The 18,353-nt window shown below is 51.6% G+C and carries 15 protein-coding genes and 3 pseudogenes; 14 read left to right on the top strand and 4 right to left on the bottom strand.

Going from position 1 to position 18,353, the window contains the following annotated elements:
- Nucleotides 1-596 precede the first annotated feature (596 nt).
- The 3 genes from KHO07_RS20940 (at nucleotide 597) to KHO07_RS20930 (ending at nucleotide 4,222) form a co-directional block, all read left to right on the top strand.
- Complete coding sequence (locus KHO07_RS20940) at nucleotides 597-1,523, top strand: LysR substrate-binding domain-containing protein (protein ID WP_212625411.1); 927 nt, start codon at nucleotides 597-599, stop codon at nucleotides 1,521-1,523.
- Nucleotides 1,524-1,910: 387 nt separating this feature from the next.
- Nucleotides 1,911-2,804, top strand: coding sequence for a glyoxalase (locus tag KHO07_RS20935; protein ID WP_212625410.1), 894 nt, complete (start codon nucleotides 1,911-1,913; stop codon nucleotides 2,802-2,804).
- Nucleotides 2,805-2,815: 11 nt separating this feature from the next.
- On the top strand, nucleotides 2,816-4,222 hold the full coding sequence (locus KHO07_RS20930; RefSeq protein WP_212625409.1) for an alginate export family protein: 1,407 nt from the start codon (nucleotides 2,816-2,818) through the stop codon (nucleotides 4,220-4,222).
- Between the two features lie 177 nt (nucleotides 4,223-4,399).
- Here the strand turns inward: KHO07_RS20930 and KHO07_RS20925 are convergent, their stop codons facing one another.
- Both KHO07_RS20925 and KHO07_RS20920 read right to left on the bottom strand, forming a co-directional pair.
- Nucleotides 4,400-4,894 carry a Rid family hydrolase gene (locus KHO07_RS20925; RefSeq protein ID WP_212625408.1) on the bottom strand — a complete coding sequence of 165 codons (495 nt, stop codon included), beginning with the start codon at nucleotides 4,892-4,894 and terminating at the stop codon, nucleotides 4,400-4,402.
- Between the two features lie 253 nt (nucleotides 4,895-5,147).
- A complete protein-coding gene (locus KHO07_RS20920; RefSeq protein WP_212625407.1) occupies nucleotides 5,148-6,077 on the bottom strand; it encodes a DMT family transporter in 930 nt (309 codons plus the stop codon).
- A 251-nt stretch (nucleotides 6,078-6,328) separates the two neighbouring features.
- On the opposite strand from KHO07_RS20920, the gene KHO07_RS20915 reads away from it, so the two are divergent.
- The 9 genes and pseudogenes from KHO07_RS20915 to KHO07_RS20875 all read left to right on the top strand — a co-directional run bounded on the left by KHO07_RS20915 (nucleotide 6,329) and on the right by KHO07_RS20875 (nucleotide 13,181).
- On the top strand, nucleotides 6,329-7,186 hold the full coding sequence (locus KHO07_RS20915) for an AraC family transcriptional regulator (protein WP_212625406.1): 858 nt from the start codon (nucleotides 6,329-6,331) through the stop codon (nucleotides 7,184-7,186).
- Between the two features lie 288 nt (nucleotides 7,187-7,474).
- Nucleotides 7,475-7,657, top strand: a pseudogene (locus KHO07_RS20910) (transposase); the annotation flags it as partial.
- Between the two features lie 92 nt (nucleotides 7,658-7,749).
- Nucleotides 7,750-8,070, top strand: coding sequence for a transposase (locus KHO07_RS20905; protein ID WP_212625405.1), 321 nt, complete (start codon nucleotides 7,750-7,752; stop codon nucleotides 8,068-8,070).
- The gene (tnpB, locus tag KHO07_RS29270) at nucleotides 8,067-8,402 is read left to right on the top strand and encodes an IS66 family insertion sequence element accessory protein TnpB (protein WP_047595464.1); all 336 of its coding nucleotides are present in this window, start codon (nucleotides 8,067-8,069) and stop codon (nucleotides 8,400-8,402) included. The genes KHO07_RS20905 and tnpB overlap by 4 nt, the downstream gene beginning before the upstream one ends.
- A gap of 63 nt (nucleotides 8,403-8,465) precedes the next feature.
- On the top strand, nucleotides 8,466-10,001 hold the full coding sequence (locus KHO07_RS20895; RefSeq protein ID WP_212625403.1) for an IS66 family transposase: 1,536 nt from the start codon (nucleotides 8,466-8,468) through the stop codon (nucleotides 9,999-10,001).
- Nucleotides 10,002-10,021: 20 nt separating this feature from the next.
- A pseudogene (locus KHO07_RS20890) lies at nucleotides 10,022-10,982 on the top strand (IS3 family transposase); the annotation flags it as partial.
- A 730-nt stretch (nucleotides 10,983-11,712) separates the two neighbouring features.
- A pseudogene (locus KHO07_RS20885) lies at nucleotides 11,713-12,096 on the top strand (S24 family peptidase); the annotation flags it as partial.
- A 366-nt stretch (nucleotides 12,097-12,462) separates the two neighbouring features.
- Complete coding sequence (locus KHO07_RS20880; RefSeq protein ID WP_212625402.1) at nucleotides 12,463-12,711, top strand: hypothetical protein; 249 nt, start codon at nucleotides 12,463-12,465, stop codon at nucleotides 12,709-12,711.
- A 104-nt stretch (nucleotides 12,712-12,815) separates the two neighbouring features.
- Nucleotides 12,816-13,181: a histone-like nucleoid-structuring protein, MvaT/MvaU family gene (locus KHO07_RS20875; RefSeq protein WP_212625401.1), complete on the top strand. Its 366-nt coding sequence runs from the start codon at nucleotides 12,816-12,818 to the stop codon at nucleotides 13,179-13,181.
- Nucleotides 13,182-13,588: 407 nt separating this feature from the next.
- Here the strand turns inward: KHO07_RS20875 and KHO07_RS20870 are convergent, their stop codons facing one another.
- Both KHO07_RS20870 and KHO07_RS20865 read right to left on the bottom strand, forming a co-directional pair.
- Nucleotides 13,589-14,503: an SGNH/GDSL hydrolase family protein gene (locus KHO07_RS20870; RefSeq protein ID WP_212625400.1), complete on the bottom strand. Its 915-nt coding sequence runs from the start codon at nucleotides 14,501-14,503 to the stop codon at nucleotides 13,589-13,591.
- 511 nt (nucleotides 14,504-15,014) lie between these two features.
- Nucleotides 15,015-15,512, bottom strand: coding sequence for an Lrp/AsnC family transcriptional regulator (locus KHO07_RS20865; protein WP_212625399.1), 498 nt, complete (start codon nucleotides 15,510-15,512; stop codon nucleotides 15,015-15,017).
- A gap of 157 nt (nucleotides 15,513-15,669) precedes the next feature.
- Between KHO07_RS20865 and KHO07_RS20860 the strand changes: the two genes are divergently transcribed.
- Entirely contained in the window at nucleotides 15,670-17,055 is a 1,386-nt protein-coding gene (locus tag KHO07_RS20860) for an amino acid permease (RefSeq protein ID WP_212625398.1), read from the top strand.
- 56 nt (nucleotides 17,056-17,111) lie between these two features.
- Nucleotides 17,112-18,317 carry an amino acid aminotransferase gene (locus KHO07_RS20855; protein ID WP_212625397.1) on the top strand — a complete coding sequence of 402 codons (1,206 nt, stop codon included), beginning with the start codon at nucleotides 17,112-17,114 and terminating at the stop codon, nucleotides 18,315-18,317.
- Nucleotides 18,318-18,353: the final 36 nt, after the last annotated feature.

The raw sequence follows: 18,353 nt of genomic DNA, 5'->3' as shown, positions 1-18,353 counted from the left end.
GCCTATACGGGGCCTGGCTTTGCAGAGCAGTTTTGGGGAGCGTCACGATGGCTCGTCATCACAAGCTACGTCAGATCCTGAGGATTGCTTCCCCATTTAATTGGCTATAACGAGGTCGCTGTCTCTGAGTAGAGAGAGCGAATCAGCAGCACGCTGGAGAAGGATCCAAATCAGCTCAGTCCCGTTAGTCAAATTCACACGGGCGGTTGATGCCCTTGTTGCTTGAAGGATCTTAATAAATCTCAGTCGGATCCTGGCTCTTGCGGCGAGCTTTCGAAGGGGCTCCGCCTGCTTCAGTTGATATCCACTGCAAGTAGTTGGTTTGGGTAGAGGCTAATCATGCATGCTGCCGCCGTATCTGGGAGGCTAAGCGCACACGATGGGTTGGATTGCTTCGCATTGGTCGCAATGGCGGAGAGCGCTTTCGCCAAACCCGAGTGACTGCCGGTCTGCTTGCGCCCAACTTTATCAATACGAATTTCCCTACTATCACAGACGCTTAGAAAGCGCATTCGTCCAATGCAGCCGGTGTTCTCACGTTTATATCTAGGTTAGTTCGCCGCCTAAGGCGGCAAATTTTTCACCGGAGCCGACTCATGAATCGCAACGACCTTCGCCGTATCGACTTGAGCTTGTTGGTTATTTTTGAAGCTCTGATGTTCGAAAGAAACCTCACCCGCGTAGCCGAAAAGTTATTTTTGGGTCAGCCAGCAATTAGCTCGGCATTGGGGCGGCTGCGAGATCTGTTCGACGATCCACTGCTGTTGCGTAACGGGCGGATGATGGAACCTACAGCCCGTGCCATGCACATCCTTCAAGAGTTAAAACCTGCCTTGGATACTATTTCCAGCGCAGTCAGTCGAGCGAAGGAATTTGATCCGGCTACGAGCTGCGACGTCTTTCGATTGGGCTTGTCGGATGATGCCGAGTTTGGGCTGTTTCCGCCGTTACTTAATCATCTGCGCGACGTGGCTCCGGGCATCATCGTTGTTGTGCGTCGTGCCAACTATCTCTTGATGCCGTCACTCCTGGGATCCGGCGAAATCTCAGTTGGGATCAGCTACACGACCGATCTCCCTGCAAATGCAAAGCGCAGAAAGCTTCGCGACATTGAGACTAAAGTTTTACGCGGCGACAACCGCCCGGGGGGGTTAACCCTAGATGAATACTGTGCCCGCCCCCACGCTATGGTGTCTTTTTCAGGAAGCTTGAGTGGAAATATTGACAACGATTTATCAAGGATTGGCCGCACGCGAAAAGTAGTCATGGCAGTGCCGCAATTCAGCAGCTTAAGATCCTTGTTGGCGGGTACGGAATTAATTGCCACCATTCCGGATTACGCCGCCTGTGCCTTGGTTCAGGGGTGCAGCTTACGTGCAGAGCAACCGCCATTCGAGATCGATCCTGCCGAGCTTTCTATGGTTTGGAGTGCTGTTTACGACAATGACCCAGCGGAAAGATGGTTGCGCTCTCAAATTGTCAAGTTCATGTCCGAGGAGAGCTGTCCAAATCCCTATAACTAATTCTCCTACTTGACGCGATAGTAAAGCGATAGCTTTTAATAATGAGTGATATTTGCCTACTTCTGGTGCTTGGTAGAAGTTTCGAAAATCCACCTTTAGGAGAATAAAAGATAAAGTGTTTGTTTGTTTGTTTGGATGGATGGTAGGCGTAATTCAATAGCTATTGGCTTTCGGTGGGTGTTTTCGAATAGAGCATTAGATGCACGTGCTTTTTTTGTTTCACTTTTAAGTGTGGTAAAAATTTTAAGCGTAATGATTATTTTCTATTTTGAGAATGCTTCGCCGCACAATCATCCAATAAATCTGCTCGAACGCTTCCTAAGCTTTAGCAGGAGTCCTATGACTCTATGAAGTCATATCCTACTCTACGCGAAGGAAGATATTTACATGAAACTCTGTGCGCAATTAACACTAGCGTTAATCTGGGGGGCAACGGTATCGGGAGCGGCGCAGGCAGATATCTCGTCGAACCTTGCAGTTGGGGCTCAATACGATACGAGCCACGTTTACGTCGCCCCCGTCGATGTCGACAGCTTCGTAAAAAGCTTTACAGCCACCTTCGGTGGACAGAGTACACCACAGGTAGTGGTGAATGTGCTGCCCGTTCCTAGCAGCACAAGCTCGCAGCTAATTCAAACACCCGTCGGCACTGTCTCGTTGTTCGGTTTCAAAACGCCTATACCATTTCCATTCGGCTCTGAGCGCAATGGCTATTTGGTCAAAGATATGGACATAGCCATTGCTGAAGCAAAAAAGTACGGTGCAGATGTAATCGTGCACAATTTTCCTGATCCAATAGGGCGAGACGCTGTCATACAGTGGCCAGGCGGCATCAACATGCAGCTCTACTGGCACACCAAAAGCCCGAGTTATGCGACATTCCAAACCACGCCGGAAAACCGAGTTTACCTTTCGGAGGTTCGCGCAGACGCCTTCATCAAAGCTTTTACAGGTTTTTCCGCCGGTACAGTCGTTGCTGATGAGAAACATCTGAACGGCGGAGTAGTAGGTGAGCCATCAAAAACTATTCGCAGGGTAAAAATCGAATCTGCATTCGGAAAAATGGTTGTATTCGTCACGGACGGACACTTGCCTTACCCATATGGTCGCGAAACCACAGGGTATGAAGTTAGCGATCTGAGCAGCACCCTCAGTAAGGCTAAAGATTCAGGTGCCGAACTGCTGGTAGAACCGAAAGACGAGCCAGGCCGTAAATCTGCAATGGTTTCATTTCCGGGTGGCTACGTCGCTGAAATTCACCAGCAGGTTGCCGCAAAATAAATGGTGCACATATGAACAGCCAAACGCCTTCACATCAGTATGTATGGGCACTGGCTTTGCTGTGGCCGCTGGGGCTCTCCAGCGGGTACGCTGCCGACCAGGTAGAGCGACCGGCGTTGAAGACAAATCGTTGGCAAGAGGACTGGTCAGTCCTTCAGAACCCTTCGCTGAGAACAGAGCCGCTGGATGACCTCAAATATATCCCTTTGTCAGCTGATGATCCTCAGCGATATATCTCACTAGGAGCAACCCTGCGTGAGCGCTTCGAACTCAACGATGCCAATGGATTTGGTGTTGGCAACCTCTCACGCGATTCTTGGTTGATTCAGCGTTTTCAAGTTCATGCAGACGTTCACCTCAATGAGCACTGGCGGGTGTTCACGGAATTGGAGGATGCGCGAGCTTTTGATAAAACTAGCGTCGGTGGAGCCGACCAGAACCATTTGGATTTACGACTTGCATTTGCTGAGTACATTGATCACAGGGCGAATTATACCTTCAAGACTCGCGTGGGCCGACAGGATTTCGCTTTTGATCTACAGCGGTTCATATCGTCCCGCGATGGCCCGAATATCAGGCAGTCATTCGATGCTGTTTGGGCTGACTGGGAAACCGGAACTTGGCGTGTGATCGGCCTCGCCAGCCATCCCGTTCAATACCTTGATAATCGAAAATTTGATGACAAATCAAACTCCGATTTGGGGTTTCACATGCTTCGAGTAGAGCGTCTTGTAAGCGGCAAAAACGAACTCTCTGGCTACTACGCACTTTTCCAAAAGCGAGAGGCCAACTATCTCGATGCTCAAGGGGATGAAACACGCCATATTTACGACGTCCGCGTAGCCGGTTCCAGTAGCGGCTATGACTGGGATGTTGAAGCTATGGCCCAGAACGGTTCGGTGGGCTCAAAGGACATACGGGCATGGGGCGGAGGGAGCAGGGTGGGATATACGTGGCAACACATCCAATGGACGCCGCGCGTTGGGCTACAACTCGATGCGGCATCAGGTGATGCCCGTAGAGGCGATGGTAAGCTGGGTACGTTCAACCCGCTTTTTCCAAACGGCTATTACTTTTCCTTGGCGGGCTACACTGGGTACAGCAACCTGATCCACGTTAAACCTTCCCTTACGGTAAAACCGATATCGGGCCTATCGATTCAAACCGCAGTCGGACTTCTATGGCGCCAGACGACGGAAGACGCGGTTTATACGCAGCCTAATTTACCAGTCGCAGGAACAGCAGGCCAAGGCGGTCGCTGGACGGGGTATTATGATCAGCTACGGATGGACTACGCGTTGACTCGAAACCTGTCGGGTGCGATAGAGGCCGTTCACTACGAAGTTGGCGAAGCACTGAGGAACGCAGGTGGGGATAACAGCAATTACTTAGGGGTCGAACTTAAATTCCTATGGTGAACCTGCATAGGCAACCTGTGCGTCGTTATAGGATGGGGCGACGCAACGAGGACATACGATTGCTGAGGGTTGAGAGGAGGCTGGTTTGGCCTCCCGTGATCAAACGCCTACGGATGCAGTTTTATGTAGAATTGGTTCATGGGTTTGGCAGTGAGGCCAAGCGCAGCCTCGTGAAACTCATCGCCGTACAGCGGTGACTTCTATTTCTACCAAGTAGCTAGGCTTAGCCAGGGCTTGAACTTGAAAAGTTGATCTGGCTGGTAATGCGCCGCCATTTTTGTTTTTAGCAAAAAATTTCCCATAACCACGCATAAATCCATCAAAATCCATTTTATTATCAAGCTTCGTATCGCCCACTAGGAATACTTGCATCTTCACTACATCATCAAGGTGCAGGCCTAGCTCCAAGAGCTTGTCTTCCACTTGTTGTAAAACATCAGTTGTCTGCGCTTCAGTTATTGAACCCGTCTTGGTTGCCACATTATCTCTTGGCACCATTCCACTCAGAAATACAAGACCTTCTATTTTTTTCAGCTCTACCGCTGCCGCAATTGGAAAGTCTGAAGCTTTCAAAGGATAACGTACGACGTCGCCGGTGTCAGCGTTAGCGGTATTAAATGCCAATAACAATCCCGAAAAAGCGCCAAGCCTAATTACCGTTTTTGTTAACATTTTCTACCTCGTTGTTAATTATTCAAACTGAGATCATTAGGGTTATCAACTATAGGTGCGTCAAGATAGACGCTTAATTCCCTATAAATCCCACTGTTGATATTGATTGTTTAGAATTATTGATCGCTCACTAATCGAATCCGTGTCGCGCTGCCTTGGCCCCGCAACCGAAAGCGCCTCCCCACGCTCACCATCGCATGAGGGAGCAGAGGCGGATTGACGGCTGCAGTTTCAGCGACTCGACCGTCTACACCTAATTTTTCAGCATGGAGGAGGATGCTTCGCGGGATTTCAATGCTAACCGTATGCCCACGAGAATCACTGCCATGCCGGCAGCATGGTATAGATGAAGCGATTCGCCCAAAAAGACAACTGCGAGAACTGCTCCGAATAACGGTATGAGGTGGATGCAGAGTGAAGCCTGGGCCGCTCCAAAGTGTGATACGGCCAGGGTGAACAGGATATAACCGAGTACTGAAGGAAATATGCCGAGATAAAGCAGTGCTAACGCTCCTTTTGTACTTAAATATGTCGTGGCTCCATGCGAGTACTCAATCAACCACAGTGGAGCAAGGAATATAAAGGCAGCGGCGATTTGGGCTGCCATCAAGCCAGTCCTGTTTACTTCGGGAGGAACGTTCCTTGACCAAAGTGTATAGAGGGCAAATGAAAGCATGGCGCTGAATACGATTAGGTCTCCCTTGGAAAAAGCTAAATTTTTGAGTGCCTCCCAGTCTCCGTGTGTGATGATTACGAGCACACCAATGCACGATATAAAAAGCCCCATGTTCTGGATGCCATGCAGGCGCTGTCCGAAAAATAAAGAGCCCAAGATGGCGATCAAAACGGGCACGCAGGAATTTAATAGCAGAGCGTTAGCTGCCGAGGTATCGTGAAGGCCTATATAAGCCAGGCAAGTGAACCCTACGACACCTGTTAGTGAAAGGCGCACAATCAGCCATGGATGCTTTTTGTAGTATGGCAGGTCGCGTCGCAAATATTTCCACGCGAATGGTAGGATAATGATCATTGCGATTATCCAGCGCCATAGTGATAACGTCATGGGAGGGATGCTATCCCTAATCGCTCTACCAACAATAAAGTTGCCGGCCCAGAAAAGAGGCGGGAAGATAAGCAGTAATAAGTAAGGCGATATGATTTTTTGGCTTTTAGTCGTAAGCAATGTTTTTCCCCCTTCCTGTCTGCAGACGTTCTGCTAAAGGTTCCAGCCAGCGGAGTGCGAAAAACGAGCTGTCTCAAGCACCTCCCCCACGACCAAATGCAGGAGCTCAGGCACCGTCTTGTGAGTACCTTCACGTTACGGGTAGTCGTTTTGGCAGTCTTGAACAATCCTGCATAAACCTTTAATTTCCTGCACCGAACTGGCTGTGTCCATACTAATGGGACTTAGATCAAACCAAGGGGGCGCTGACAATGCATGACGATTTCGCTCTCGCTGATCGCAAAAATTCCGTTAGCGTTTGGACGATGAAAGATCTGTACGACGCGGAACTGCTCAAAGGTGCCTATTTCGACCACCGCTACCCTTGGCACGCGCACGCTGAATTCAGCTTGGGGGTTGTACTGGCTGGAGGGGTGAGTTTGCAGACGCGCCGGTCAGAAAGTGTTGCAACTAGGGGCAGTTTTGTATTCATCAATGCAGAGGAAATGCATAGAGGGCATCCCCAAGCGCAAGGCTGGCGGTGTCGAACCCTACACATCGATCCCGAAGTGTTGCGCCGCGTTAATTACGAGATCTTCGGCCGCCACCATTTGCCCTGGTTCGCGAGTCCCGTCATCGAAGACCGTGTACTGACGTCTAGCTTGCTGCGTCTACACCAGCTTTCCGAAGCGACATGCTCATCGCTGGAGAGACAGTCTTGGATCACTTCGATTATTGCGCGCCTTTTGACACATCATGGGCACGGATTAGATTTGCTGAACGTATGCAGGGAGCCCATCGCTGTCGAGCGCGCACGGGCTTTCTTGGACGCAAATCTTTCAGATAAAGTAACCCTCGACCAGCTTGCGCTTGTTGCCCAGATACCCGCATTTCGCCTGTTAAGAGCTTTCAGGCAGGCCTTCGGGGTAACGCCACATGAGTATCAGCTTCAGGCGCGTGTAAGGAGTGCGCATACGCTTTTAAAAATCGGGGTCAGCCTGGCCGATGCAGCAGTTACATCTGGCTTTTCCGATCAGCCTCACTTTACCCGGGTGTATAAGAAAATCATGGGAGCGACGCCAGGCCAATTTGGGCGCGAGGAACGCAATGGAAAGGGCGGTTATCCTTGAAATTATGGTAAGCGCATGAAGACATCTGTGTTGTCTAGGTGCTCAATCGCTAGGTCTCCCTCATGGCTACTGATACTGTGGACGCGAAAGTCTCCGTTGTGATGAGCCGGCAAGCCGTTCCCGCCTGTAGAGTCTCCGTGGCACCTCTTACAGATCTGGATAATCATCAAGCTTAAGGCTGGGAGCGCCTCCGTCTGAATCGCCCCGGGTTTCGTAGACACCTCCATGCCTTAAAATGAGGCCAATCAGGAGGTGCCATGAGCAACCCGCTTTCCCGAAGGATTCAAAATCCAAGCGGTCAATCAAGTGACCGAAAAGAAGCTTCCCGTCGCTGACGTAGCGGCCCGTCTTGGTGTGTCGACGCATAGCCTCTATGCGTGGATAAAGCGCTACAGCAAACCTCAAGAAGAACGGCAGCAAGACGATGACCAGCACGCTGAACTACGTCGACTGCGAGCGGAACGTAAGCGTCCGGCGAACTCACCTTCCGAACTCCAGCTTTAAGGGCGATGGTGTCCGCGTATTTTTAAGCGGACGCGATTACCCTTATCGCCAGGATTTCCATGCGCCAACGAAGCTCTTATCCGAAACCATTCAAAGCCCAGGTCGTTCAGGAATGCCTGCAACCTGGAGCAACTGTGTCCAGTGTCGCCATCAGCCACGGCATCAATGCCAACGTCATCCGTAAATGGATGCCGCTCTATCGAGACCCGTCCGTAGCAGATTCACTACCGGCATTCGTCCCGCTAAAAGCCGCACCTAAACGGCCAACCGAAGCATCAGTGACTATCGAGTTGCCCCTGGCTGGGCAAGTGATCACGGTGAAATGGCCAATCTCAGATCCCGAGGGCTGCGCGCAATTTATCCGGGCTGTCGCTCAATGATCCGCATCGATGCGATCTGGCTGGCCACCGAGCCGATGGACATGCGCGCCGGTACCGAAACCGCATTAGCCCGGGTGATCGCGGTGTTTGGTGCGGCGAAGCCGCACTGCGCTTATCTGTTCGCCAATCGCCGGGCTAACCGAATGAAAGTGTTGGTGCACGACGGCGTGGGAGTCTGGCTTGCAGCGCGACGACTGAATCAAGGCAAGTTCCACTGGCCCGGAATTCGCCATGGCAGCGAGGTCGAACTCGACAGCGAACAACTCCAGGCCTTGGTGCTGGGCCTGCCGTGGCAGCGTGTCGGTGCAGGCGGTGTGATTAGCATGCTGTAAACGCCGGCCATTTGGCCGGTCTACATGTCGTCGCCCCGTGCCTGCTCTGGCACAATCGGCGGCATGACTTCCTCACCCAACCTCGACCAGATGACCCCGGAACAGCTTCGTGCCTTGGCGGCACAGGCGTTGCAGTTGCAGTCCCAGGTCGAGGCGATGAACAGGAAGATCCAGAACGATCAAACCGTCATTGAGCAGCTCACTTACGAAATTGCCCTTCTCAAACGGCACAAGTTTGCCAAGCGCAGCGAGCAAATCAGCCCGGCGCAAAGCAGCTTGCTGGATGACCTGCTCGACACAGACCTTGAAGCTATCGAGGCCGAGCTGAAACAGCTCCTCCCAACTGCGCCACAGGCCGAACCACGGCAATCCCCCAAACGTGCGCCGTTGCCGCCGCAGTTTCCACGCACGGTGATTCGTCACGAACCAGAAAACACCCAGTGCGCCTGCGGCTGCCAACTTCAACGCATCGGCGAAGACGTCAGCGAGAAGCTGGATTACACACCGGGCGTGTTTACCGTCGAGCAACATGTGCGTGGCAAATGGGCCTGCCGTCAGTGCGAAACACTGATCCAGGCGCCGGTACCGGCGCAAGTGATCGACAAAGGTATCCCGACCGCAGGCTTGCTGGCCCAGGTCATGGTGGCCAAGTTTGCCGATCACTTGCCGTTGTACCGGCAGGAGAAAATCTTTGGCCGCGCCGGGCTAGAAATTGCTCGCTCGACCTTGGCCCAGTGGGTAGGACAAACCGGCGTGCGGCTCCAGCCGCTGGTCGATGCACTGCGTGAAGCAGTGCTGAGCCAGGGCGTGATCCACGCCGATGAAACACCCGTGAACATGCTTGCGCCAGGCGAGAGGAAAACGCATCGAGCCTACGTGTGGGCCTACAGTACTACGCCGTTTTCGACGCTCAACGCAGTGGTGTATGACTTCAGCCCAAGCCGTGCGGGCGAACATGCACGCAACTTCCTGGGTGATTGGAACGGCAAACTGGTCTGCGACGACTTCGCTGGATACAAGGCCGGTTTCGAGCAAGGCATCACTGAAATCGGCTGTATGGCTCACGCCCGCCGCAAGTTTTTCGATCTGCACGTGGCGAACAAAAGTCAGCTGGCCGAACAAGCGCTGCACTCGATTAGCGGCTTGTACGAGATCGAACGCCAAGCGCGGGACATGAGTGATGAAGATCGCTGGCGAATACGTCAGGGAATGGCGGTACCGATCATCAAAACACTGCATGACTGGATGTTGGCCCAGCGCGACCTGGTGCCCAACGGATCAGCCACAGCTAAAGCCGTCGATTACAGCCTGAAACGCTGGGTAGCGCTGACGCGCTACCTGGACGATGGGGCTGTGCCCATCGACAACAACCAGGTTGAGAACCAGATACGGCCATGGGCACTCGGACGCTCGAACTGGTTGTTTGCCGGGTCGCTGCGCAGTGGCAAACGGGCGGCTGCAATCATGAGCCTGATCCAATCAGCGCGCATGAATGGGCATGATCCGTATGCCTATCTCAAAGATGTGCTGACGCGGTTGCCGACGCAGCGGGCCAGTGAGATCGGGCAATTGCTGCCGCATCAGTGGGTGCCGGCCTGACTTACGCAAGGTGAGTTCGCCGGACGCTTACAGCGGAACTCAAGCGGGTCACTGAAGAGCGAGACATCTTAAAAAAGGCCGCCGCGTATTTTGCCAAGGAGTGCGGCTGAAGTACGCCTTTATCAAGCAGCGCGCGGGCGACTATTCCATTCGACGGCTTTGCCTGACGCTGAAAGTCCATCCCAGTGGTTATTACGCCTGGTTGTCTGAGCCGCAATCTGCACGCGCTAAAGATGATCAGCGATTGCTGGTTTTGATTAAGCATTCATGGCTGGAGAGTGGCGGAGTGTATGGCTATCGCAAATCCGTGATGATCTTCGCGAGGTCGGTGAAGATTGTGGTCGGCATCGTGTGGCGAGGCTAATGTGTCTTGAGGGGCTGCGCTCTCAGACAGGGTATCGACGACGCCCTGGAAAGTACGGAGGTAAGCCAGCAGTCGCCTCACCCAATTTACTGAAGCGCCAGTTCGATGTCGTAGAACCGAACAAAGTGTGGGTCACCGACATCACCTACATTCGCACGTACGAAGGCTGGCTGTATTTGGCTGTGGCGCTGGATCTGTTTTCTCGTCAGGTCGTTGGTTGGTCAATGAAGTCGCAGATGACCAGTGATCTGGCCATTGATGCGTTGTTGATGGCGGTTTGGAGGCGTAAGCCGAAACAGGAGGTGATGGTTCACTCCGACCAAGGTAGCCAGTACAGCAGCACCGATTGGCGCAGTTTTTTGAAGGCGAATAATTTGGTTGCCAGCATGAGTCGCCGAGGCAACTGTCATGACAACGCCGTAGCCGAGAGCTTTTTCCAGCTTCTAAAGCGGGAGCGTATCAAGCGGAGAATCTACACCACGCGGCAGGATGCTCGTAGCGATGTGTTCGACTACATCGAGATGTTCTACAACGCAAAACGCCGTCATGGTTTCAACAATCAGCTGTCACCGGTAGAGTTTGAAAAGCGTTACGCAATGAGCTTGCAAGGTGTCTAGAGAATCCGGGGCGATTCAAGTTGTGTATTATTCCTACTCCCGCTTGGTATCTAGGGCCACTGTTCCCAAGATAGAAACCAGGTCTCCGGGCATCACTGCGTAGAGGCGAGTGAAATGCCGTGTCTGCTCAGTAGCTACTCCGCAATGCGTTCACCAAATGCATCGGATGCTCGGCATACAATGTAGAGCAAACAGCCTCTGCCTCTGGCATAGCTTTGAAGACACCATGCTTACTGGCTGAGCCGCCCTCTACAAGATCAACGACCCTGTATCGCTTGCTGCCATCCTCCAGCGTGGTGGTTTCAATCACTCTGAATCTTCCGTGCATGGTTGCTTTCCGTGCATGACATTGGTGTCTAGGCGCTTGCGCGAAGAAGCGACTGCATCACGGCTGAATTGGTAGCAGGCGCACTGTTAGATCTGTGGATGGGCCGGGGTGGCTGCATTGACGTAGGGTGCATTCGCCGGACGCTTTCGTTAAACGGGTGTAAATGGGTTTGTAATTGGGCGTTGAGACTCTGAAGCTCGTTTCAGATCAATTCCTCGATTTGGAGCAGGTGAGCCTTAGCTTGCCGGTAAGCTGCTCTCGCCTGGGGAGGATTTGATTCCCACGGCAGGCTCTAAGAGGATGAGGGCGATACCCCCTGTCGCGTTTGGTAGGTTTCCGTTTGACCGCAAACACCGTTCGGCGGCTTACTGTGCGAACATACAGTATTCGGCGATTTGTATCATGGTCACCATCCTAGGGCCGCTATCCAGCAGCGGCGTTCAGCTTCCGTTTTATTCCTACCGCGTTCCTGCTGGCTTTCCGTCGCCAGCGGCGGATCACCTTGAACAAAAGGTTTCATTGGACGAGCTTTTGGATCTGCGAGCACCCCATACGTACCTGGTGCGTATCGAAGGCGACAGCATGATCGGTGCCGGAATTTTTCCGGGTGACCTGGCCATTGTGGACAGATCCCAAGAAGCGGAGTCAGGGCATATCGTCATTGCGGCAGTAGATTGCGAGCCCGTCTGTAAGCGGCTGGTCAAGGAGTGCGGGCAGATCATTCTGAAGTCTGAGAACCCAAAATATCCTTCGCGGTACATGATGGACGGAGAAGAACTGCAGGTCAATCAGGTGAATGCGGAAGCTCTCGAACAGGTAGAGCTGCCTGATCTGCCACACCATGCGTTGCTAGATGCGCGAATGCTTGCAGAGCTTTTCAGAATCTTGGCCTCCCGGCTTGTTTTGTCACCATAGAGGCGCATCACGACGCACGCCGATTAGCTTTGGTCGGTGTGCTGCAGGTGAGTCCAGTTTCACCAACCGTGTGGAAGCGGCAAAACTGTATTATTCCGAATTATGGCTCAGCCATAATTATTGCTGAGCCATAATTTTCACTTTCAAAAACTCTGTTCGATCGGAGCAACACTTTGGCATCAGAGCAGACGGAACCTGCCGCAGTTGATGCAACGTCGAACCTCATAAGGTTGAGTCATGAATGATCCCCGTATCCACATAATCGCTTCAAAGAACCGCGTTCAGAGCGACACCGCGCCGGTGCTGACTGAACTGATCGAAGATCATCTCTCCGTATCCCGAACTCTCGAACTTCTGGCGGCTGACATTAACGCGTTCCCGGAGCGAATGCTGCCGGTGGATACGCGTCTCTTCGATCGCATCACTTCGCTAATCGGTCAGGTAGATGTTGACTTCAATACGCCGCTCTTGGCGGAGGACGAATAAGCAGGGGAGCGAAACTAGACTCGCGTACACGGGGCTCCCTGACTCTAAATTCAAATTGTGATTTTTGGTGTATTGTTAGGTGACTAACTACCTAGAGAACGACCATGTCCAAGCTCGCAGAATTCCGCCAACTCGAAAAACACCTCGCCGAGCAGCTAGAAGCTCTTGAGGCGCTGAAAGGCGATGCTGGCCTCAAGAAAGAAATCGAATTTGAAACCAAGCTGCGCGCTCTGCTTGCCGAGTACGGCTACAGCCTGCCGAACGTGATCAACCTGCTTGATCCGAAGTCTGGTCGACGCGCACCAGCCGCCGAGACCAAGACCAGCACTCGTAAACCACGCCAAGTGAAGATCTACAAAAATCCTCACACCGGCGAAGTCGTCGAAACTAAAGGCGGCAACCACAAGACACTGAAAGAATGGAAAGCAGAACACGGCTCCGCGACGGTTGAGTCTTGGCTGACCAAGTGAGTTTGGTGAGTTTGGTTTGAGTACAAAAGGCCCGAGAGGGCCTTTTTTGCAGTCCATGTTTTATTCAGAGACGGTGTTTACCTGGTCACCAATAAGTTGAGCCGTAACCGTCCGGGCAAGACGCCTTCCCTGACTCCGTCACTTGAGGCGATGGTGTCCACCTAAATTTAAGTGGACACCATTTTTAGTCTTTTTAAGCGACGGCCATGCCACAAAAGCGCCGCTCCTATTCCAAATTCTTTAAAGCCCAAGTCATTGCCGAATGTGCCAGCCAAGCGCCTCGATTGCCAATATCGCATTGACCCACAAGTGATAGATAGCCTTAGACTGACTGTCTATCCCGGCCTTGGTAATGATTTTCACGCGCAGCCCTGAGCCCCTTTGCCGGCTACGACCTGATAGAGACCTCAGCGACTAGCTTTTAACGTTTCAAGCATCGCCTCGGCGGCCAGGGTGTGGACTTTGCGAGTGGGGTGCCATTCGTCCCAGTAGTAATGGGAATCTGGATTTTCACAGACGGGCTTAACGTCCGGATAGGTGGCTTGGCACGGGGTATCCAGATCCTTCAAGCCCGCAACATCGGGGGCCGCGCGAAGCTTGTTGCTGAAGGCCAGGTGGTCAAAGTAATCAATACTGATGTGATGGGCTTTAGCCAGTGTTGTTAGCACGGCTGGCAGTTTTTTTTCGAGTCTCTGCTGGTATTCTGTTGCATTCCTGATTTGATTGCCCTGCACCACAGCCGGCACATGACTCAAATCGGTAGTCCCCACGACCATCACGTGCTTCGCGCCAGCAGCAATCAGGGTCTCGGTAGCCTTCTGTATGTTCGCCACGCTGTTCTGGCTTAGCACGTCAATCGATTCTGGGTGGGAGAAGTCGGCCCATTCAAAAAAGTCATTGGCTGAGATGAAAATGAAATAGAGCGAATTCGGATCCGCTTTGTGTGTTTTAGCGGCTTTCAGATGATCGGCGATTTGGCCGAAAACCCCAGTATTTCGAGATGACTCCATCCAGGCATAGTAGTTGCCATTGCCGCTCTTGGCACCGCCAATCCCGTAGTCGGTCAAGGGGGTTTTCAAGGCGTGAGCCAAGTTCTCGACGGCGGTGGGGCCATTGCTCCAGCGCCCCTGCCAATACAACGAACCGGGTAGCTCCTGTGCATCTTTGACCTTCTGCGTGGCCAATGTTCTAGTGAAGGTTTGACCCGCGCCATTGTCAGAGTAGCTGTCACCGAAAGCATAGAGATGATCGTAGCTGGGGGAGCCAAAGGCTGTTGATGCAGTCAGTGTCAATAGAGCGGCCAAGCAAGCACGTCGAGTCATTGAAAGTCTCCCAGGTTGTCACCTCAGACTACCGGCGGCGACATTTTACTTTGTCACGGTTGCGACCTATGTTTAACCAGGTGCGCAAAGACTGTCCTGTTAGCGACTGGTGGTAGCGAGTAGATGACTTTGCCTTACGGATACGGAGGTGCAAGTGCTGTCATTGATCAAAACGAACATCCTTACCTGGAGGGGATCAGATCATCAGTCCGGTGGCATCGGTAACCTAGAGATATTTGACCGACAGGCGACTATTACTTGCTCCTCTGCACGTCGCATGCGGAGACAATGAAAAATCTGAAGTATGGCAATAGAAGCTTTCAATCCTCTTCTTTTTAGCAAGTGAGTGATCACGACTGCCCGATTGCTTGTTGCTCCGAAGGGCTATTTTCGACACATAGCCGACGTTGACCCATTTACACCGTGCGAATTCACACAGAAAAAGGGCCGGTCGAGGACGAGTGTACGTACCCATGTATGCGCTCCTTTAATTAACAGCTCTATCCTTGACTTATAATTTCTTCAGAAGCCCGCCATCCATCAGAATAGGCACTTCGGCAATACGCCCTTTGAGCTCTCTCAGAGAAATATGCGTATGAAGCCTGCTTACACCTGGTAATTGATGTAGTTTGCTGTGAAGCAAATTTGAGAAGCTATCTAGGTCTTTAGATAATACAACTAAAATATAATCTTCTAGTCCCGAGATAGAATGGAACATAACGACTTCGGGTATTTGTACTACTTCTGTTTGAAACTCTTTAACACGAACAGCCGACTGGTAATCCAGTGTGATCATTACAAAAACTAAAAAACCGAGGTCGACTTTAGTCCGATCTATCTCCGCATGATAGCCGCGAATCACTCCTGAATTTTCAAGTTTGTTTAATCGTCTCCAGCATGGGGATTGGGAGAGGTTCACACGGGGTGCTAGCTCCGATGTGGTCAACCGGCCATTTTGTTGAAGCTCGCTCAAGACCGCAAAATCGATGGAATCCAATGCTTCGCGCATAAGTTATTCTCCGAACAATCAATATTTTTTATACTTATGCATTTTATCAGCAAGTGATGAATAGGTCTACCACTCGGCTTTTTCTCGGATATAAACTCGTTTCGCGAATTTCGCCATTTTGTTGTTCGCGAACTATATCGACCGAAGGTATATAAAAATGACAACTGACCAGATAGATCGGCGGGAAGCAGGCTTGCAAAGAGGGCTATCAGCTAGCCAGATGAGCATGATTGCCATTGGAGGGGCAATCGGTACAGGTCTGTTCTTAGGGAGTGGTTATGCAACAACTACTGCAGGGCCTGCGGTAATTGTAAGTTTCGCAATCGGCGCGCTTATCTCCATAATGCTAATCGCATGTTTAGCAGAAATGACAGTTACCCATCCTAATGCAGGTTCATTTGGTGCATGTGCTGAGCGTTACATGGGGCCGTGGGCTGGATTTGTAGTTCGGTATACATATTGGGCTGGCATGGTTTTGGCAATTGGCTTAGAGATTAGTGCGGTTGATACGTATGCGAGGTATTGGCTTCCGAATTCACCTCCAGGGATATGGGGAGCAGTGCTGGCAGTAGCTTTGATCGGGTCTAACCTTCTAAACGTTAAAGTCTTCGGTACTATCGAGTACGTATTCTCTTCCATAAAAATCGCGGCCATCATTGCTTTTATACTGCTTGCAGGCTACGTAGTGTTTTTCATGAACCTGCCAGGCGTGGGATTTCATAACTATGTCTCCAATGGCGGCTTCATGCCCCATGGCTTTGCCGGTGTGTGGAACGCGACGCTCATCGCCGTTTTTAGTTATACCAGTATTGAGATGATTGCCGTCGCTGCCGGCGAAGCCGCAGATCCGCGCAGGGCAATCGTAACTGCTTTCCGTGGCACCGTTATCAGATTGGTACTGTTCTACATTTTGTCGATTTCTCTGATGCTGGCCATTGTGCCATGGCAACAAGCAGGATCCGGCGGTAGCCCTTTTGTAAAAGTCATGGAAGTCATTAATATTCCATGGACTGCCGGCGTGCTGAATTTCATTGTACTCATCGCCGCGCTGTCAGCAATGAATAGCCTTCTCTATGTAACTACCCGAATGATGTTCAGCCTTTCCTGCGCAGGCCAGGCACCCAAGCGATTAAGCAAACTAAATAAAAGGGGAGTGCCTACCGCTGCGCTGGCACTCTCTAGCCTCGGGGCTATCGTAGGTGTGACAATCACCGTCCTCTGGCCGAAAGAAGCATTCATCTGGATGGTAGCGGTGGTGATGTTTGCACTGATGTTCGTCTGGGCAATGATTTTCCTTACTCATATATTCTTCCGTAGATCCTTGAAGAAAAACGGCCTCGAACCAGCTTTCAAGATTAAAGGCTATCCGATATACACGGTGGTTGGCTTGGTGCTGATGGTTTCTTTAATGGCAAGCACGGCTATGTATGAGGACTTTAAGCTGACGCTGCTGACAGGTGTTCCGTTTATAATTTGTCTAAGTGCCCTGTACTATTTAAAGTATCGTAACAAAACCGTGGATTTGGTCGATGGTATCGCATAGTCGTATGCTTCACTGAATGACTCCAGGTTTAATAATTAAAGTAAGGTGTTTATCACATGTTTAGCAACGTGGCGTATTATCACGGCGATCCTATTTACAGTTTGTTTGAAGAGTTCGTAAAGGATCCCCGGGCCGAAAAGGTTAGCCTTAGCGTGGGCGTCTACTGCAATGAAGATGGCAGTACTCCATACATGAAGGCGGTTCAATTGGCAGAACATGAAATCTCGCAAGATTTCGGGGCCCGGCCCTACCTGCCGATGGAAGGGATGCATTCGTTCAGAGATGCTGCCCAAGCGCTGGTTTTGGGTGACAGTCGCAACGATAGTGCTGGCGAACGCGTAGTAACGATTCAGTCAGTGGGCGCGACTGGCGCCGTGCGTGTGGGCGCAGATTTTCTCAAGCACAATCTGAACTGCGACAATGTCTGGATCAGCGATTTTACTTGGGAAACTCACGACGACATTTTTAAGGCAAGTGGCTATCAGGTTAACCGTTATCCTTATTATGACGCCCGCACCGGCGGCGTTAACTTCAATGCCCTGGTGGACTGTTTAGAAAAACTGCCAGCACAAAGTGTGATCGTACTACATGCATGCGCGCATAACCCCACGGGTGCTGAACTCTCTAATACAGAATGGGATACGTTAAGTGCCCTTATGGCTAGGAAAGGACTCATTCCTTTCTTGGACATGGCATACCAGGGCTTCTCCAAGTCGCTGGAGAATGATGCGTACGCGATTCGCTCACTGTTCGATGCAGGTGCTTCTTTCTTAGTGGCGAACTCGTTCTCGAAGAATTTTTCTCTTTATGGTGAACGAGTGGGCAACCTGAGCATCGTCTGTCCAAACGCTGCGCAGGCCAGGAATGTTCTCGGGCAATTGAAAGCGGTTGCACGCAGAACCTACTCAAGCCCGCCTACTCACGGCGCCAGAATCATCGAGAAAGTGCTGACAACACCTGCATTAAGAACTGCTTGGGAGCATGAGCTCGACTCCATGCGTGCACGTATTCAGTCTATGCGTACGGGTCTATACGAGCGGCTTGTGCCGAAAGTCGGCCATGACAACGTTGCTTATCTGCCCGTGCAAAGTGGGATGTTCAGCTTCACGGGGCTGAATGCAGAGCAGATTAAATGGCTCCGCGACGAGAAAGCCATTTACTTGGTGGGTTCAGGACGAATCTGTTTGGCAGGTCTTACGCCGACGAATCTGGACTATGTAGCGGAGTCGATGGCGTTGGCCATGACCCCCGAGTTCGTCTGAAACCACTAAGCCACGCCTCACTCAGTGTGAGGCTTT

The sequence above is a fragment of the Pseudomonas sp. PP3 genome (assembly GCF_905336995.1).
Taxonomy (GTDB): Bacteria; Pseudomonadota; Gammaproteobacteria; order Pseudomonadales; family Pseudomonadaceae; genus Aquipseudomonas; species Aquipseudomonas reinekei.
Note: the sequence above shows the minus strand (reverse complement) of the source record. Positions and strands in the feature narration are given on the sequence as shown.

What these genes read in the sequence shown, in the direction of transcription:
- KHO07_RS20940 (WP_212625411.1), top strand. Translation starts at nt 597, where the DNA reads ATGAATCGCAACGACCTTCGCCGTATCGACTTGAGCTTGTTGGTTATT.
- KHO07_RS20935 (WP_212625410.1), top strand. Translation starts at nt 1,911, where the DNA reads ATGAAACTCTGTGCGCAATTAACACTAGCGTTAATCTGGGGGGCAACG.
- KHO07_RS20930 (WP_212625409.1), top strand. Translation starts at nt 2,816, where the DNA reads ATGAACAGCCAAACGCCTTCACATCAGTATGTATGGGCACTGGCTTTG.
- KHO07_RS20925 (WP_212625408.1), bottom strand. Translation starts at nt 4,894, where the DNA reads ATGTTAACAAAAACGGTAATTAGGCTTGGCGCTTTTTCGGGATTGTTA.
- KHO07_RS20915 (WP_212625406.1), top strand. Translation starts at nt 6,329, where the DNA reads ATGCATGACGATTTCGCTCTCGCTGATCGCAAAAATTCCGTTAGCGTT.
- KHO07_RS20905 (WP_212625405.1), top strand. Translation starts at nt 7,750, where the DNA reads ATGCGCCAACGAAGCTCTTATCCGAAACCATTCAAAGCCCAGGTCGTT.
- tnpB (WP_047595464.1), top strand. Translation starts at nt 8,067, where the DNA reads ATGATCCGCATCGATGCGATCTGGCTGGCCACCGAGCCGATGGACATG.
- KHO07_RS20895 (WP_212625403.1), top strand. Translation starts at nt 8,466, where the DNA reads ATGACTTCCTCACCCAACCTCGACCAGATGACCCCGGAACAGCTTCGT.
- KHO07_RS20880 (WP_212625402.1), top strand. Translation starts at nt 12,463, where the DNA reads ATGAATGATCCCCGTATCCACATAATCGCTTCAAAGAACCGCGTTCAG.
- KHO07_RS20875 (WP_212625401.1), top strand. Translation starts at nt 12,816, where the DNA reads ATGTCCAAGCTCGCAGAATTCCGCCAACTCGAAAAACACCTCGCCGAG.
- KHO07_RS20870 (WP_212625400.1), bottom strand. Translation starts at nt 14,503, where the DNA reads ATGACTCGACGTGCTTGCTTGGCCGCTCTATTGACACTGACTGCATCA.
- KHO07_RS20865 (WP_212625399.1), bottom strand. Translation starts at nt 15,512, where the DNA reads ATGCGCGAAGCATTGGATTCCATCGATTTTGCGGTCTTGAGCGAGCTT.
- KHO07_RS20860 (WP_212625398.1), top strand. Translation starts at nt 15,670, where the DNA reads ATGACAACTGACCAGATAGATCGGCGGGAAGCAGGCTTGCAAAGAGGG.
- KHO07_RS20855 (WP_212625397.1), top strand. Translation starts at nt 17,112, where the DNA reads ATGTTTAGCAACGTGGCGTATTATCACGGCGATCCTATTTACAGTTTG.